The following is a 15,052-nucleotide window of genomic DNA, read 5'->3' as shown; positions in this document are numbered from 1 at the left end:
CGCGAGGGTCCGGCTCAGTCGTCTTCGCCTTGATAGATGCAGCCACTGGTGCACGTCTCACGCACCACCACCCGGCTGAGCAGGGGCAGGCCCGGACGCAGGCGCTTCCAGATCCACCGCGACAGGTTCTCGCTGGTGGGGTTCTCCAGACCTTCCACCTCATTGAGGTAGTAGTGGTCCAGCTTCAGCCGCAGGGGCTCGAAGGCATCCTTGATGTCGGTGAAGTCTATCACCCACCCGGACTGCTCGCCCGCCGGGCCACGCACGTGGACTTCCACCCGGTAGCTGTGGCCGTGAAGCCGGCTGCACTTGTGCCCAGGCGGCACGTTGGGAAGCCGGTGCGCGGCCTCGAAGGTGAATTCCTTGAAGATGTCCAAGGTGTCTCCTGACAGCGGGTGGAAGGCGGCTCATATCCCGCGCGTTCCTCCCGACGTCAAGGTACGCCCTGCCTCCCTGAAACACCGGCATGTCTCGCCCCGCCGCGCGCCCACGCGCCCGGGGACGCCCGGCTCGGCCCTTCGCTCTGTGTGAAAATCCCCCGGGAATATTCCCGCGCGCGTTGCACACATCACACTTCAGCTCCCCGTGAAGGCCCACCTGTCGGTGAAGCGGAGCATCCGTCCCAACCCCGCGAAACCACGTTTCCTGTCTCCTCCCTCTACGTCCCGGCAGGCAGGGGTTGCCGCGCTCGGAGGGAATGAACAGCGCGGGGCTCGGAATTGGCGGCCGTCCTCGCGAGCGCCTCCCGCGCCGCGACCCACACCAGGAGTCCGCCAGGATGCGCAACCGCTCGCCGTGGTCCACGGCCCTCTGCTCCGCTGCCCTGCTGTCCTTGTTGGCCTGCAATGGGAAGGGGGAGCTCACCCAGGAAAGTGGCTCACCTCCGGGCTCCAGCGAGACGCCGTCGACGGGCAACCCGTCCGTTCCCGGCACACCTCCCACCAACGATGACGACGACACGACGAACCCTGGAACGTCGGAGCCTCCACCCGTCATCGTCGACATCCCGGATCCGACCCCTCAGCCAGAGCCCCAGCCCCAACCACAGCCAGAACCGGAGCCTCCGCCTGAACCCGAGCCCGTGCCCCAGTACTCGCGCATCCTCTGGGTGGCGCCCAACGGCAGTGACAGTGCTTCCGCCACGGAGACGGCGCCGCTGCGAACGGTGACGCGCGCGCTGGAGTTGGTGCGGCCGGGCGAGGCCATCTACCTGAAGACGGGCACCTACGCCGAGCGCCTCAAGCTGGAGGAGAAGGGCGGCTCGGCGTCCAACCTGCTCACGCTGCGGGCCGCGCCGGGCGCGAAGCCGGTGCTGAAGCCGTCCGGCAGTGGCTCCGCCATGGTGGACGTGCGCGGTGCGTACTGGAGCATCGAGGGGCTCACCATCGACGCGGCGGGCAATGCCTCCTTCGCGGTGCTGTTCCGCGGCGTGGGTTCCCACCACGGCGTGCTGCGCGGCTCCACGCTGAAGAACGGCACCGCGGGCGCGGGCGTCAACGTGTGTGAGAAGGCCAGTGATGTCCTCATCGAGGGCAACACCATCTCCCACTTCAACCGCAACGGAGATGACAGCCACGGCGTCGTCGTCCAGACGACGGCGCGCAACGTGGTGGTGCGTGGCAACGACATCCACCACAACTCCGGGGACGCGGTGCAGTGCATCGGCCCCGAGGGCGGCGCCACCATCTCCGGCGCGCCCTTCGACAACCTCCTGGTGGAGGACAACGAGCTGCACGAGAACCGGGAGAATGGCGTCGACGTGAAGACGTGCACCCGCGTCACGCTGCGCGGCAACATCATCTGGGGCCACAAGACGTCGTCCACCTCGCGCGGCGAGGGCGTGGTGGTGCACCTGTCCGCGAAGGACGTCACCCTGGAGGACAACGTCTTCTACAACAACGGCCGCGCCATCAGCATCGGCGGGGTGCGCCAGGGCTCGCCGCCCACCAACATCGTCATCCGCCGCAACCTGGTGCGGGACGGACTGGGCGGCGGTGAGGAGGGCAGCGGCATCCGCGTGGACACGACGTCGAACGTGAAGGTTCACCACAACACCGTCTGGAACATGCCTGGGCCGTGCCTCACCTTTGGCCATGGCGACACCGGGGCCAGCGCCAGCCTGGATGTGCGCAACAACGTCTTCTCCGGCTGTGGGGTGGCGGTGCGCGGCGGCCCCGGGCGCTCGGGGGCGGTGGTGGACGCCAACCTCTACTTCCGCAATTCGGGCTCGGCCCTCTTCCGGCTGAACGGCGTGGACATGGGCTTCTCGCAGTGGCGCTCGCAGAGCGGGTTGGACGGCCGCTCCCAGGAGAAGGCCCCTGGCTTCGTCAACATCGACACCGGGGACTTCCGCCTGGGGTCGGGTTCGCCCGCCCTCAACGCGGGGCTGTCGCTGGGGTTGACCTGGTGCGGGCCAGGCCCGGACCAGGGCGCTTTCGAGTCGGACTGCCCCTGAGCCCTCAGGGCGTGTAGAGTGGGGGCCCCTTCTGCCCTGGACCCCACTCTCCACGTGCCGTCCTCGCTGGAATTCGTATCAGGCATCTCCCTGGTGCCCTCGGACTCACCCGCGCGGGAGCTGCTGGCCGCGGCCGCCGCGCGTGCGGGTTTACGCGTGGTGGGTGGTCTCGAAGAGGCCTCCCTGGCGCTGGTGGACCTCACCGCGCCGGGAGGGCTCGCCGCGGGGCAGGCCCTGCTGGACGCCGCCCTCGCCGCCCACCTCACGTTGGTGGTGCTGGTGGCACCGGGCGAAAGCCACTTCGCCGCGGCGCAGTCCCTCAAGCCGGCGGACGTCCTCACCGCGCCGGTGGCCATGCACGAGCTGGCCTGGCGGCTCCAGTGCGCCGCCGAGCGCCACGTGGAGCGCGAGGAACAGGCGCGCAGCCAGGAGGACCTGGCACTCCTCCTGGAGCTCACGGCGGACTACGCGGAGACGTCCGACGTGGAGGCGCTGCTGCACGGCGTCACCCGGCGGCTGGCGGAGAAGCTGGACATCGCGCGCGCCACGCTGGTGATGCTGGGGCGCAGCGCGGATGAGGGCATCATCGTCGCCGCCAGCGATGACCCCACGCTCAAGGACCTGCGCATCGACCTGTCGCGCTACCCCGAGATTCGCGAGGTGATGCGAACGGGCAAGCCGGTGGTGATGCAGGAGGCCTCCACCCACCCGCTGCTGGGAGACGTGGAGCGGCGCGCGGTGGCCGCCCGGGGCATCCACGCCATCGCCGCGCTGCCGCTGCCCATCCGCGGGCAGGTGCGCGGCGTGCTGCTGCTGCGCGCGGCGGGACGGCGGCGCACCTTCACGCCTCGGGAAATCGACTTCCTCACCACCGTGGCGCACGCCACCGCGGTGGCCCTGCGCAACGCGTCCGTGCTCCAGTCCGTGCGCGGGCAGACGGAGGCGGAGAAGACGGCCCGCCTGGCCGCGGAGGAGCAGGCGGCCTCGTTCAAGCCGTACCAGCTCTTCTTCGCGCACGTCAGTGAAGGCGTGGCCATCCTCGACGACAAGGCCTGCGTGCTGTCGCTGAATCCGTCCGGCGCGGCCATGCTGGACGTGGACGCCCCCGACGCGCGGGGCCGCCACCTGCACCAGGTGACTCAGCCGGTGGATGAGAACGTGCTGATGGAGCTGGTGACCACCGCCGCGCGCGGCGAGGCCCGCTCCGGCGCGGACGTGCAGGTGTGCACCCGCACGGGGCGCCGCCTGACGCTGTCCATGTCCGCGGCGCCGCTGCGTGACGAGGAGGCGGCCACCATCCTCTCCTTCCGCGACGTCACGGACGCGCGAAGGCTGGAGGACGAGCTGCTCCAGACGAAGGACTTCCTGGAGCGGCTCATCGACTCGTCGGTGGACGCCATCATCGCGGCCGACCTGAAGGGGCGCATCATCCTCTTCAACAAGGGCGCGGAGGCGCTGTGCGGCTACACCGCGCAGGAGGCCCTGGGCGGCGGCCTCTCCGTGCACCAGCTCTATCCGCCGGGCGTGGCGAAGCGGGTGATGGCCATGATTCGGGCGCCCGAGCACGGCGGCAAGGGCCGGCTGTCCCTCATCCGGGAGGAGCTGGTGCACCGCTCCGGTGAGCGGGTGCCGGTGAACCTGACGGCCTCCATCGTCTACGAAGGGGGGCGTGAGGTGTTCAGCGTGGGCATCTTCACGGACATGCGCGCGCGCATGCAGCTGGAGCGCAAGCTGTCCGACGTGGAGACGCGGCTGGAGGAGAGCGAGAAGAGCGCGGTCATCGTCGCGCTCGCTGGCACCGCCGCGCACGAGCTGAACCAGCCGCTCACCTCGGTGATGGGCTACGCCGAGCTGCTGAAGCGGAAGCTGAAGGAAGACGACTTCGCCTGGAAGCCGGTGGACATCATCTACCGCGAGGCGGAGCGCATGGCGGAAATCGTCCGGAAGATTGGGAAGATCACCCGCTACGAGACGAAGTCCTACATGGGGGCGCAACAGATTCTCGACCTGGACAAGGCCACCTCCCATGAAGACTGAGACCCGAGCCGTGCGCATCGCCGGCGGCCCTGCCCCCGAGTCCTTCCAGGCCCTGTTCGAGGCGCTCGACGCCCCCGCGGCCATGTGCGACCCGGCCCTGCGCCTGGTCGCCGTCAACGACGCCTTCCGCCGCTTCTGCGCCGACCAGCACGCGTCCGTGGAGGAAGTGGCGCGCACCCTGTCCGGCGCCAGCGTGCCGGCGGATGGCGCCAGCTGCGACGTGGAGCTCTTGCCCGACCTGCCCGGCGTGGTGCTGACGCTGTCCCGCCGGGGCGACGTGGTGGCCGTCCGCGCGCGCAACGAGCCGGAGCTGTCTCGCAACCGGCTGGTGGTGGCGGAGCGGGCCCTTCTGGAGCAGGCGCGCACCGAAGGCGTGCTGCTGGACCTGGGCCGCAGCGTGGCCGAGGCCGGCGGCGAGGAGGAGCTGGTCGCCGCGGTGGCGCGCGGCGTGAAGGAGCTGTTCCCCGGGCGTTCGTTCTGCATCCGCATCACCGACTCGCGGACGGGCGGCCTCACGTCGCTCTACGCGGAGGGGCGGCTGAAGGAAGGCGCGCACGAGCCGTTGGTGCTGATGGAGCGCGCGGTGGAGAAGACGAGCCTGGACCGCGCGTCCCTGCCCGTGGACCGCGTGGTGGTGCTGGGCGAAGTCCCGCTGCTGTTCCAGGACAGCACCCATGGCGTGAGCGCGCCGCTGGTGGCCAGCGGGCAGCTCTTCGGCGCCATCAACATGGAGTACCCGGCGGACTTCGTCTCCGACGTGCCGCATGACGAGCGCGTGCTGCTCCAGCTCGCCAACCAGGTGGCGGTGGCGGTGAAGAACGCGAAGCTCATCGATGAGCTGACGTTCGTCCGCAAGTACCTGGAGGACCTGCTGGAGAAGGCCAACGCCCTCATCCTGGTGGCGAACCGGGACAAGCAGGTCGTCGTCTTCAACCAGGCGCTGAGCGCGCTCACCGGCTTCGGCAAGGAAGAGGTGCTGGGCCGGGACTTCTTCTCGCTCATCCCGGAGAGCGAGCACCTGCGGCTCAACCAGCTCATCGCCGCGGCGATTCGTGGCGAGCCGGTGAACAGCTTCGAGACACGGCTGATGACGAGCAGCGGAGCGGAGGTGCGCGTCTCCTTCGCGACCTCCTCCAAGCTTTCCCAGCACGGGGAAGTGGAAGGCGTCATCGCCATCGGTCAGGACATCACGGTGGTGAAGGAGCTGGAGAAGCGCATCATCCACGCGGAGAAGCTGGCCTCCATCGGTCAGCTCGCCGCCAGCGTGGTGCACGAAATCAACAACCCGATGACGGCGGTGGCCACGTACGCGGACGCGCTGCTCCAGCGCTCGCGGATGACGCCGGGGGCCAACCCGGCGGACCAGGAGAAGCTGCGCAAAATCCTGGAGAGCAGCCACCGCATCCTCCGCTTCACGCGAGACTTGGTCAGCTACGCGCGCCCGGCGCAGGACCGGCCGGAGCGGGTGCAGCTCAACGCCGTCGTGGACATGGCGGTGGGCTTCTGCGAGCACGTGGTTGCCCAGGCGCGCGTCAGCATCCATCGCGAGTACAGCGAACTGCCACCCCTGTCCGCCGTGCGCGCCAACCTGGTGCAGGTGTTCGTCAACCTCATCACCAACGCGTGCCACGCGATGCCGCCGGGAGGCTCCGTCATCCTGGCCACGGGCCGTGACGGGCAGGACGCGGTGGTGAAGGTGCGCGACACGGGCACGGGGATTGAGTCCAAGCACCTGCAGCGCATCTTCGAGCCCTTCTTCACCACCAAGCCGGAAGGGAGGGGCACCGGCCTGGGGCTCTCCATCTGCCAGGGCATCGTGGAGAACCACGGTGGCCGGCTGACGGTGGAGAGCACCATGGGCGAGGGCACCACCTTCATCGTGCGCCTGCCGCTCCAGCAGGGCTGAGCCCGCGCTCAGTCCCGCATGTAGTGGCAGGTGTAGCCGCCCGGGTTCTTCACCAGGTAGTCCTGGTGGTAGTCCTCGGCGGGGGTGAAGGCGCCCGCGGGCACAATCTGCGTGATGACGGGTCGGGGCCACTTCTTGGAGGCATCCACCCGCGCCTTCACTTCCTCGGCGACGCGCTTCTGGGCGTCGGACAGGTAGAAGATGGCGGAGCGATACTGCGTGCCCACGTCATTGCCCTGACGGTTGAGCGTCGTCGGGTCGTGCATGCGGAAGAACCACTGCTCCAGCAGCGTCTCGTACGTCAGCCGGGTGGGGTCGAACACGACGCGCACGGATTCAGCGTGGCCCGTCTTGCCCGAGCTCACGTCGCGATACGTGGGATTGCGGAAGGCGCTGGAGCCGCCCGTGTAGCCCACCTCCGTCTGGACGACGCCGGGAATCTTGCGCAGCAGGTCCTCCATGCCCCAGAAGCACCCGCCCGCCAGCAGCGCCGTCTCCGTGAAGGGCGAGGCGTCCTGGCGCTTCGTGCCGGCGGCCGGAACGGGGCGGCCGAAGAGTGGCAGCCAGGCTCCATAACCCTCCTTCGCCAGGTCATTCACCGCGACGAAGCGCAGGGCCGCGGAGTTGATGCAGTAGCGTGTTTTCGCGGGCGGGGGCCCATCCCCGAAGACGTGGCCCAGGTGTGAGCCCGCGGCCTTCGAGCGCACCTCCACGCGCTCCATGCCCTGCGTGCTGTCCCGCTTCTCGACGACGCGAGCGCTGTCCACCGGGCGAGTGAAGCTGGGCCAGCCGGTGCCGGAGTCGAACTTGTCGCGCGAGGAGAAGAGGGGCTCGCCGCTCACCACGTCGACGTAGAGGCCCTCTTCGTGGTGGTTCCACAGGGGATTACGGAAGGCGGGCTCCGTGGCTCCCTGCTGCGTCACCGAGTAGGCCAGCGGGGACAAAGTGCGCCGCAGCTCGGCGTCCGAGGGCTTCTCGTAGCGGCGGGTGTCCTGGATGGTGGGGCCTGGCGCGGTGGGCGCGGCCCCGCGGGCCTCGGTGCACGCGGACAGCACGGCGAGCGCCGCAAGGGCCAGCGGAATGAGCCGGCGGGCCAGGGACGAGGATGTGGAGGCGGTGGGCATGGACGCGAGCTCCGGAAGTTCCCGCGAGTGCGGGTGCTTCTGTGTGTACGCGCGAGGCCCCGAGGTGGTTTCCGTGGCGGTGTCACCGGGCCTGGGCTCGCCGGGCATGCTGGCGGGCGCCCCGCGGAGACGTCCTGTGCCACACGCGCACGTGAGCGCCTCCGTTCCTATGTAGCGGCGGCCGGCTCTTGGCGCTCCACCACGTAACCGTCACGAGCCGATTCCTTCCGGCCCCGGCGCATCGTCACGACTCGCCGCTGGCCTTGTCCTCGTCGTCCAGCTCGCGGGTGAACTCCTCGTTCGTGAGCAGGCCCTTGCGCGCCATGATGCGCATCAGCGCCCAGAACTTCCGCTCCAGCTCCTCGACGCGATCAGTGTCTTCCCGCGCCTGTCCGAAGAGGTAGTCCAGATCGTCCAGCACGCCGCCCGCGTTCGCCACGGCGGCCTTGGGCTTCGCGGCGCCGCCCTGTCCGCGCTTCTGCTTGCTCTGCTCCTCGCGGGCGCGAATCAGCTCCGCCAGGGACGTGCGCTGCGTCGCCTCGCCGGGCGGCAGCTCCTCGCCGATGATGACCTCCTCGTCATCCTCTTCGGGCGGCGGCGCCGTGGGGCGTGTCACTGGCGGCGTGGCCTTCACCGGCTTCGCGGCGGGCCTCGCGGGCGCGGGGCGGCTGGCGGAGGGCGAGGCCACCGGCACCTTGTGGTAGTAGCGGAGGATGGCGCTGCGCACGGTGGACAGCGGCGCCACGCGCGGGCTGACCTTGAGGCCGGTGGTGAACTCAATCTCCTCCACCGCCGTCACGTTGAGCGGATCACTCATCGCCACCACGAGCTGCTTGCGCCCGCCCGTGCTCTCCAGTGCGATGGGGAACAAGTCGTGCTGTTCGCAGAAGCGCGCGCGCAGCATGTGCACCGCCGCCCACTCTGGCGTGGTGGCCGCGAGGTCCACTCGCGGCAGCCCCAGGGCCTGGCTCAGCGCGTCCGCGAGCGTGGCCTCCGTGATCGCACCCTGCGCGATGAGGGTGGCCCCCAGACGTTGTCCTGATTTCCGGTGAGCCGCGAGCCCCGCCTCGAGCTGGGCGACGCTGATCGCCCGCTGCTCCAACAGGAGCTCGCCAATGCGCTTCCTCGCCATGAATCCGGCCTTAACACGCGCGACGAAACCCAGGAAGCGAGCGCGGTGTCACATCCGGAGGCACTTGGGAATACCCCCGAAAATGCCCGCAATGCTGCTTGGAGGACGGCCTGGCAAGAGGGGGCTCAGCGCAAAATTCCTGTGAGATTTCAGCACTTAACGCCACTGCCCCTGCCTTGACACCCCAGACGCCCATTCCTAAAGTCGGCACACCGTTTTCAACATCCATTCCTGCCGCCCAACCGGGTGGACCGTCCGCTCGGGGGGACGTCAGGTCTGGAAGGTCCGCTAGAGCGGGCCAAGCTGCCTGTGGAGGCAACACTCGATGAACCTGGCGTCTGTGACGAACCTGACCGTGCTGGCGAATGTCGGCGGCCCTCAGCGGGGCTTCTTCGAAGAAGTCGCCATGCGCTGGGAGGCCGGCCAGTGGGGTATGTACCCCATTGCCGCCTGCCTCATCGTGGCACTCGCCATCATGGTCGAGCGAAGCATCATCCTTTTCGGCAAGGCCTCCATCAACAAGGAGGCCTTCCTTCGTGGCCTGAAGAAGCACATCTACGCCGGTGACCTGGACAAGGCCATCAACTACGTGGCTGGCCAGAAGTCCACGCCGCTGACGAACGTCATCAAGGCCGGCCTGATGAACGTTCCGAAGGGCAACGACGAGGTCCAGGCCGCGCTCGACGAGGCCAGCCTCCGCGAGACGCCGAAGATCGAGGCCCGCACCGGTTACCTCGCCATGCTCGGCAACGCGGCGATGCTCGCCGGTCTGCTCGGAACGGTGTCCGGTCTCATCGCCTGCTTCGAGGCCGTGGCCAACGTGAACCCGGCCGACAAGGCGACGATTCTCGCCAACGGTATTTCTGAAGCCATGAACTGCACCGGCTTCGGTCTGCTCACGGCCATCCCGGCGCTGATCTCCTTCTCCGTGCTGACGGGCCGCACGCAGAGCCTCATCAACGACATCAACGAGACCAGCGTCTCCGTCCTCAACCTCATCGTGGCCAACAAGGACAAGTTCAAGAACCTGAACGTCCCCACGTCGGCTCGCGACGAGGAGTAGGAAGTCCTTCGGGAACCCGGAGTCCGGGCGCGCTGGCCTGTCCCCACGGGTGTGGGGACGCGCGGCGCGCTCCCATCAGTCTCACCGGCGCTCACTGAGCGCGGCCGAAGGAGAAGAACGCCATGGCCGGCGGAATGGACACAGGTGGAGGCAAAGGCGGCAAAAAGTCGCTCGACACCTCTATCAACCTCACGGCTTTCATCGACCTGATGGCGGTGACCATCAGCTTCCTCATCATGACGGCGGTCTGGACCCAGATTGGCCGGCTCCAGGTTTCGCAGGCGGGTGGCCCCTCCACGGAGGAGGAGCAGCAGCAGGAAGAGCAGACCAAGACGGTCCAGCTCAACCTGCTCATCACGCCCACGGAGCTGCGGCTGACCGCGGACCAGAGCGCCTTCGAGCCGATTCCCCTCACCAAGGATGCGAAGGGCAAGACGGACCTGTCCAAGCTGGTGGCGCGCTTCAAGGAACTGAAGGCGCAGCTGCCGGACCAGTCCGCCATCACCCTGCAACCTGAAGACAAGGTCCGCTACGAGGACCTGGTCCGTATCATCGACGAGTGCATCGGCTCTGGGCTGCCCCAGGTGTCGGTGTCCGCGGCGATGGGCTAGCCGCTCACGGAGCTCACGACACGTCATGGCCATTCAGGTTCCAGGCAAGCGATACGGCAAGCGGCTCCAGCACTCCAAGGTGTTCGGGCACGGCGCGGCCGCGAAGAAGAGCGGTTACTCCGACCTTCTCATCACCCCGCTGGTCGACATGTTCATCATCATCGTGCTCTTCCTCATCGCGAACTTCTCCGCGACGGGCGAGGTGCTGAACATGACCAAGGACATCGAGCTTCCCGAGGCGGTCAACGTCCAGGAAGTGGAGATGCACCCGGTGGTGATGGTCTCCGGTGAACAGATCAGCGTCTCCGGCACCATCATTGGCCGCGTGGAGGACTTCACCAAGGACGAGTACCTCAACATCCCGTCCTTGGAAGAGAAGCTCCGCGACATGAAGAAGCAGTACGAGGACCTCCACTCCATGGCGCAGGACACGGCCAACACCTTCAAGGGCGACATCAACATCCAGGCCCACAAGGACGTGGAGTACTCCATCATCAAGCGGGTGATGTTCAGCTGCGCCACGGCGGGCTACAACAACATCAACTTCGCGGTGATTACGGCGGGCGGTGGCGACGCGGAGAAGGACGCCAGCGCCAAGGCCACCCCGTAGCTTCCAGGTGATTGGGCCTTTGGGCCCCGCGACGCCCTGGTCCTCGTGGCCAGGGCGTTTTCGTTTTTGAAGAAGGACTCGTCTTCATGCTGCTTCGTGCCGTCATCTTCGACCTGGATGGAACCCTGGTGGACTCGCTGGGGGACATCGCCGATGCGACGAACCACGCGCTGGCCCACCACGGCCTGCCCACCCATCCGGAGTCCGCCTACCTGCGCTTCGTGGGCAGCGGTGTCCGGGAGTTGATTCGCCGGGCGGTGCCTTCGGGGCAGGACGCGCTCATCGAGCCGGTGTTGGCCACCTACAAGGCCTACTACGACGACCACCTCTTCGACCGGACCGCGCACTACCCGGGCATCCCGGAGATGCTGACCGCGCTGGCCGCGCAGGGCACGAAGCTGGCGGTGCTCAGCAACAAGTCAGACGACTTCGTGAAGCGCCTGGTCGCACGCCTGCTGCCACAGGTCTCCTTCGCCGCCGTGTACGGTGAGCGGCCGGAGCTGCCGCGCAAGCCGGACCCGACGGCGGCGCTGGCGTTGGCCTCGGAGCTGGGCGTACCGCCCGCGGCCTGCGGCTTCGTGGGGGACACGTCCATCGACATGGACACGGCGCGCGCGGCGGGGATGTACGGCGTGGGCGTGGCCTGGGGCTTCCGCGAGGTGCACGAACTGAAGGCCCACGGCGCGCGCGTGGTGGCCGCCACCGCGGCGGAGTTGCTGGCGGCGCTGCGGGATGCGAGGCCTTGAACAGGAGGAAGACCCATGAACGTTGATGCCTCGCATCGCAGGCCCCGTGCGCTCGTCTGGCGGCGGTTGCTGTCTCCCGGCAGTGAGTACTTCGAGCTGCGAGAGCGCCCGGATGGGTGGGTGCTCGCGGGCTCGGTGGTGCTCGTGGACAACGGGCTGCCGCACTTCGTGGAGTACACCATCACCACCAACGCGGCGTGGGAGACCCAGGAGGTCCACGTCCTGCGCCGGAGCGGGGAGGGCGAGGCACGGCTCCAGCTCCGCGCGGACGCGGAGCGACGCTGGTGGAAGGGCGAAGAGGAGCTGGTCCACCTCCGAGGCTGCTCGGACATCGACGTGGCGTGCACGCCGTCGACCAACACCCTGCCCATCCGCCGACTTGGGTTGGGCGTGGGACAGGCGGCGGACGTGCGTACCGCGTGGATTCGCATCCCCAACCTTGCGCTGGAGGTGCTGCCCCAGCGCTACACGCGGCTCACCCCGACGCGTTACCGGTACGAGAGCAACGATGGCCGCTTCGTCGCCGAGGTGGACGTCGACGCGCACGGGCTGGTGACGAACTATCTCCCTGGCTGGGAGCGCATCGCCGTCACCGGGGACTGACGCCGGCGGGCGCACTCCAGTCCCGCTTCGCTGTTGAGTAGAGGGCGGCGACCCTGAGCGGTGTGTTGCTCCGGCGACCCATGTCCCCATGCGGCCGCCATTCGAAAAACGGCTGCGTACAGTGCGGAGCCCATGCGAGCTCCGATGTGCCGCCGCTCCTCCGCAGTGAGACGCGCCGTGGTCCTGACCACGGCGTGGGTACTCGGTTGTGGGCGCTCGCCTTCCTTCGGGGAGCGAGAGCCCTTCATTCCCCCGGACACCGAGGAGGTGTTGGCGCGCGTGCCGGCCGTCGGTGTGGATGCGCGCGCCCGCGAGCGTGCCGCGCTTCGCAAGGCCCTGGCCGGGCACGCCGGACAGTTGGACATGGCGCTGCGCCTGGCGCGGTTGGAAATCGAGGCGAGCCGCGTGTTGGGAGAGCCTCGCTACCTGGGCCGCGCACAGGCGGCGCTGCGTCCGTGGTGGGACCTGGCCACGCCGCCGCCTGGCGTGCGGCTGGTACGCGCCACCTTCCACCACGCGCGGCGCGACTTTCCGGCGGCCTTGGAGGACCTGGACGCGGTGGTGAAGGAGGACCCCGGCAACGTCGACGCCTGGTTGCTGCGCGCGGAGGTGTTGGGGATTCGAGGCGAGCATGCCGAGGCGGCCCGCAGCTGCGCGAGGCTCACCGCGTTGACCGCTTCGTTGACGGTCGCGGTGTGCGAGGCCCGGGTGCGAAGCCTCGCGGGGCATTCGCGCAAGGCGCACGCGCTCCTGTCGGAGGCGCTGCGGCACAGCGGGCACGGTCAGGAGACGCGCACGCGCGCACTGGCCACGCTGGCGGAGGCCGCCGCGCTGGCGGGGGATGCCGGTCTGGCGGAGCGTTACTTCCTCCGGGCGCTCTCGCTGGATTCGAAGGACTACGCCGCACGCGCGGCCTACGCGGACCTGCTGCTGGACGCGGGCCGAGCGCGTGAGGCGGCCGTCGTGGTGATGGACCACACGCAGGACGACCGGTTGCTCCTGCGCCACGTGTTGGCGGAAAACGCGCTCGGGTCGTCTCGCGCGCCCGACGTCACCCACGCCTTGTCCCGCCGCTTCGAGGAGAGCCGCCTGCGGGGGGACAGCCTCCTCGCGCGCGAGGAGGCCCGCTTCGCGCTCCAGGTGGAGAAGGCGCCGGAGAAGGCGCTCCGGCTGGCGCAGGCCGTGTGGGCGTCACAGCGTGAGCCATGGGACGTGCGGCTGTTGATCGAAGCCGCGCTGGCGGCGGGCAGACCGGAGGCGGCCCGGCCCGCGCTGGACTTCCTTCAAGCGTCGGGCTGCGAGGACCCGGGGCTCGTCTTCCTGGCCGAGCGCGTGCGGAGTCTGCTGCCATGAGCCGCGTTGCCCTGCTGTCGCTCCTGCTGGCCTCCCTGTCCGCCCAGGCGCAAAAGCCGAGCGACAGCTACCTGCGACTGACCGAGGCGGACGGCCAAGGCATCTCCGGCCGGTGGGACGTGTCGCTCCAGGACCTGGACGACGTCCTCGGGTTGGACGCGAGCGGAGACGGCGCCATCACCTGGGGCGAGGTGCTGGCGCGCGAGGCCGACATCCGGCGCTATGTGCTCGGCCGGCTGGTGCTCGGGGCGGAAGGTGCGCCCTGTGCGCTCGTTTCCCAGGGCGGGCTGCACATCAGGCGGCACTCGGACGGGGCCTATGCGGTGCTGGACTTCGACGCGCGCTGCACCGGCTCCGCCGCGCGGCTGGACGTGGACTACACGCTGCTGTTCGACAGCGACCCGCTTCACCGGGGCATCGTGCGCGTGGGCGCGCGCGAGCCGCTTATCTTCTCCGCGTCCCAGCACTTCGCGCGGGTGCGCGTGCGGGACGAGTCTCCCTGGCGCACCGCGGAGCGCATGACGGTGGAGGGGGTGCTGCACGTCGTGACTCGGGCCGACCACCTGCTCTTTCTCTTCGCGCTGCTGCTGCCCTCCGTCCTGCGCCGTGACGCGGACGGGCGGTGGGTGGCCGTCTCGGATTTCGGCACGGCGTTATGGGATGTGGTGAAGGTGGTGTCCGCCTTCACCGTGGCGCACGCGTTGACGTTGGTGGCCGCCACGCTGGGCTGGGCATCCCTGCCGCCGCGCTTCGTGTCGGTCGCCATCGCGCTGGGCATCCTGGTGGCGGCGCTCGACAATGTCCGCCCGTTGGGGTGGGGGACTCGCTGGACGGTGGCCTTCGTGCTGGGGCTGCTGCACGGCTTCGGCTTCGCGTCGGTCCTGGCGGGAATGGGGCTGTCCGCGGGAAGCCTCGCGCTGGCGCTGCTGGGCTTCAACCTGGGCGTGGAGCTGGGACAGGTGGCCTTCGTGGCCGCGTTGCTGCCCCTGGCCTTCGTCTTGCGACAGGCGCCGCTCTACCGCCGCGCGGTCGTCGTGGGCGGCTCGGTGGCCATCGCGCTGCTGGCGTGCCTCTGGTTGGCGGAGCGCGCCCTGGGCCTGGGCGTGTCGGTTACCTGACACGCGGGAGAGCCGTGTGCTCCGCCCGCGTGTCAGCGGTGGGGCCACATGGCCGCATCACACGACCGTGACTCTGTACTTGTCCTTGTCCTCCGCCCGGTTGTGGGCGGTGACAGCGGCGACGATGTGGCACACCCAGCCCAGGCACCCACCCGTGCCAATCCAGAAGCCTGGGGTGATGATGAGCCAGAACAGGCCCCGGAGCAGGTCCCCGTTGTAGATCTGCCCCACGCCAGGGATGAGAAACGACAGCAGGGCTGCGATTGCGGGACGCGACATGGTTCGGGTGACCTC

14 protein-coding genes are annotated in these 15,052 nt (G+C 69.0%); 10 read left to right on the top strand and 4 right to left on the bottom strand.

Features of this window, described 5'->3' with window-relative positions:
* Positions 1 to 14 precede the first annotated feature (14 nt).
* On the bottom strand, positions 15 to 377 hold the full coding sequence (queD, locus tag BHS09_RS35345; protein WP_140795758.1) for a 6-carboxytetrahydropterin synthase QueD: 363 nt from the start codon (positions 375 to 377) through the stop codon (positions 15 to 17).
* A 401-nt stretch (positions 378 to 778) separates the two neighbouring features.
* Here queD and BHS09_RS35340 point away from each other — a divergent pair, with 401 nt between their 5' ends.
* The 3 genes from BHS09_RS35340 to BHS09_RS35330 are packed head-to-tail and all read left to right on the top strand — an operon-like array spanning position 779 to position 6,398.
* Positions 779 to 2,455, top strand: coding sequence for a right-handed parallel beta-helix repeat-containing protein (locus BHS09_RS35340; RefSeq protein ID WP_237080024.1), 1,677 nt, complete (start codon positions 779 to 781; stop codon positions 2,453 to 2,455).
* A gap of 54 nt (positions 2,456 to 2,509) precedes the next feature.
* Positions 2,510 to 4,492 carry a GAF domain-containing sensor histidine kinase gene (locus BHS09_RS35335; RefSeq protein WP_237077771.1) on the top strand — a complete coding sequence of 661 codons (1,983 nt, stop codon included), beginning with the start codon at positions 2,510 to 2,512 and terminating at the stop codon, positions 4,490 to 4,492.
* Positions 4,482 to 6,398 carry an ATP-binding protein gene (locus tag BHS09_RS35330; RefSeq protein ID WP_237080023.1) on the top strand — a complete coding sequence of 639 codons (1,917 nt, stop codon included), beginning with the start codon at positions 4,482 to 4,484 and terminating at the stop codon, positions 6,396 to 6,398. The genes BHS09_RS35335 and BHS09_RS35330 overlap by 11 nt, the downstream gene beginning before the upstream one ends.
* Before the next feature lie 8 nt (positions 6,399 to 6,406).
* Here BHS09_RS35330 and BHS09_RS35325 read toward each other — a convergent pair whose 3' ends face one another.
* Both BHS09_RS35325 and BHS09_RS35320 read right to left on the bottom strand, forming a co-directional pair.
* Positions 6,407 to 7,522, bottom strand: a complete 1,116-nt coding sequence (locus BHS09_RS35325; protein ID WP_174259380.1) for a bifunctional methionine sulfoxide reductase B/A protein — start codon at positions 7,520 to 7,522, stop codon at positions 6,407 to 6,409.
* Between the two features lie 244 nt (positions 7,523 to 7,766).
* Positions 7,767 to 8,654, bottom strand: coding sequence for a GspE/PulE/PilB domain-containing protein (locus BHS09_RS35320; protein WP_140800256.1), 888 nt, complete (start codon positions 8,652 to 8,654; stop codon positions 7,767 to 7,769).
* A 325-nt stretch (positions 8,655 to 8,979) separates the two neighbouring features.
* Between BHS09_RS35320 and BHS09_RS35315 the strand changes: the two genes are divergently transcribed.
* From BHS09_RS35315 to BHS09_RS35285, 7 genes are all read left to right on the top strand, one after another.
* Positions 8,980 to 9,717, top strand: coding sequence for a MotA/TolQ/ExbB proton channel family protein (locus BHS09_RS35315; RefSeq protein WP_140795753.1), 738 nt, complete (start codon positions 8,980 to 8,982; stop codon positions 9,715 to 9,717).
* 122 nt (positions 9,718 to 9,839) lie between these two features.
* Positions 9,840 to 10,328, top strand: a complete 489-nt coding sequence (locus tag BHS09_RS35310) for an ExbD/TolR family protein (RefSeq protein ID WP_140795752.1) — start codon at positions 9,840 to 9,842, stop codon at positions 10,326 to 10,328.
* A gap of 25 nt (positions 10,329 to 10,353) precedes the next feature.
* Positions 10,354 to 10,938, top strand: coding sequence for an ExbD/TolR family protein (locus BHS09_RS35305; protein ID WP_140795751.1), 585 nt, complete (start codon positions 10,354 to 10,356; stop codon positions 10,936 to 10,938).
* Positions 10,939 to 11,024: 86 nt separating this feature from the next.
* The gene (locus tag BHS09_RS35300) at positions 11,025 to 11,684 is read left to right on the top strand and encodes an HAD family hydrolase (RefSeq protein WP_140795750.1); all 660 of its coding nucleotides are present in this window, start codon (positions 11,025 to 11,027) and stop codon (positions 11,682 to 11,684) included.
* Between the two features lie 15 nt (positions 11,685 to 11,699).
* A complete protein-coding gene (locus tag BHS09_RS35295) occupies positions 11,700 to 12,287 on the top strand; it encodes a putative glycolipid-binding domain-containing protein (protein ID WP_140800255.1) in 588 nt (195 codons plus the stop codon).
* A 177-nt stretch (positions 12,288 to 12,464) separates the two neighbouring features.
* On the top strand, positions 12,465 to 13,640 hold the full coding sequence (locus tag BHS09_RS35290) for a tetratricopeptide repeat protein (RefSeq protein ID WP_237077769.1): 1,176 nt from the start codon (positions 12,465 to 12,467) through the stop codon (positions 13,638 to 13,640).
* The gene (locus BHS09_RS35285; protein ID WP_140795747.1) at positions 13,637 to 14,758 is read left to right on the top strand and encodes a HupE/UreJ family protein; all 1,122 of its coding nucleotides are present in this window, start codon (positions 13,637 to 13,639) and stop codon (positions 14,756 to 14,758) included. The genes BHS09_RS35290 and BHS09_RS35285 overlap by 4 nt, the downstream gene beginning before the upstream one ends.
* A 57-nt stretch (positions 14,759 to 14,815) precedes the next feature.
* On the opposite strand, the gene BHS09_RS35280 is transcribed toward BHS09_RS35285, so the two are convergent.
* Positions 14,816 to 15,037, bottom strand: coding sequence for a DUF5683 domain-containing protein (locus BHS09_RS35280; RefSeq protein ID WP_026114050.1), 222 nt, complete (start codon positions 15,035 to 15,037; stop codon positions 14,816 to 14,818).
* Positions 15,038 to 15,052 lie beyond the last annotated feature (15 nt).

The sequence above is a fragment of the Myxococcus xanthus genome (assembly GCF_006402735.1).
Classification (GTDB): domain Bacteria; phylum Myxococcota; class Myxococcia; order Myxococcales; family Myxococcaceae; genus Myxococcus; species Myxococcus xanthus_A.
Note: the sequence above shows the minus strand (reverse complement) of the source record. Positions and strands in the feature narration are given on the sequence as shown.

What these genes read in the sequence shown, in the direction of transcription:
- BHS09_RS35305 (WP_140795751.1), top strand. Translation starts at nt 10,354, where the DNA reads ATGGCCATTCAGGTTCCAGGCAAGCGATACGGCAAGCGGCTCCAGCAC.
- BHS09_RS35325 (WP_174259380.1), bottom strand. Translation starts at nt 7,522, where the DNA reads ATGCCCACCGCCTCCACATCCTCGTCCCTGGCCCGCCGGCTCATTCCG.
- BHS09_RS35330 (WP_237080023.1), top strand. Translation starts at nt 4,482, where the DNA reads ATGAAGACTGAGACCCGAGCCGTGCGCATCGCCGGCGGCCCTGCCCCC.
- BHS09_RS35280 (WP_026114050.1), bottom strand. Translation starts at nt 15,037, where the DNA reads ATGTCGCGTCCCGCAATCGCAGCCCTGCTGTCGTTTCTCATCCCTGGC.
- BHS09_RS35295 (WP_140800255.1), top strand. Translation starts at nt 11,700, where the DNA reads ATGAACGTTGATGCCTCGCATCGCAGGCCCCGTGCGCTCGTCTGGCGG.
- BHS09_RS35300 (WP_140795750.1), top strand. Translation starts at nt 11,025, where the DNA reads ATGCTGCTTCGTGCCGTCATCTTCGACCTGGATGGAACCCTGGTGGAC.
- BHS09_RS35320 (WP_140800256.1), bottom strand. Translation starts at nt 8,654, where the DNA reads ATGGCGAGGAAGCGCATTGGCGAGCTCCTGTTGGAGCAGCGGGCGATC.
- BHS09_RS35310 (WP_140795752.1), top strand. Translation starts at nt 9,840, where the DNA reads ATGGCCGGCGGAATGGACACAGGTGGAGGCAAAGGCGGCAAAAAGTCG.
- BHS09_RS35340 (WP_237080024.1), top strand. Translation starts at nt 779, where the DNA reads ATGCGCAACCGCTCGCCGTGGTCCACGGCCCTCTGCTCCGCTGCCCTG.
- BHS09_RS35315 (WP_140795753.1), top strand. Translation starts at nt 8,980, where the DNA reads ATGAACCTGGCGTCTGTGACGAACCTGACCGTGCTGGCGAATGTCGGC.
- BHS09_RS35285 (WP_140795747.1), top strand. Translation starts at nt 13,637, where the DNA reads ATGAGCCGCGTTGCCCTGCTGTCGCTCCTGCTGGCCTCCCTGTCCGCC.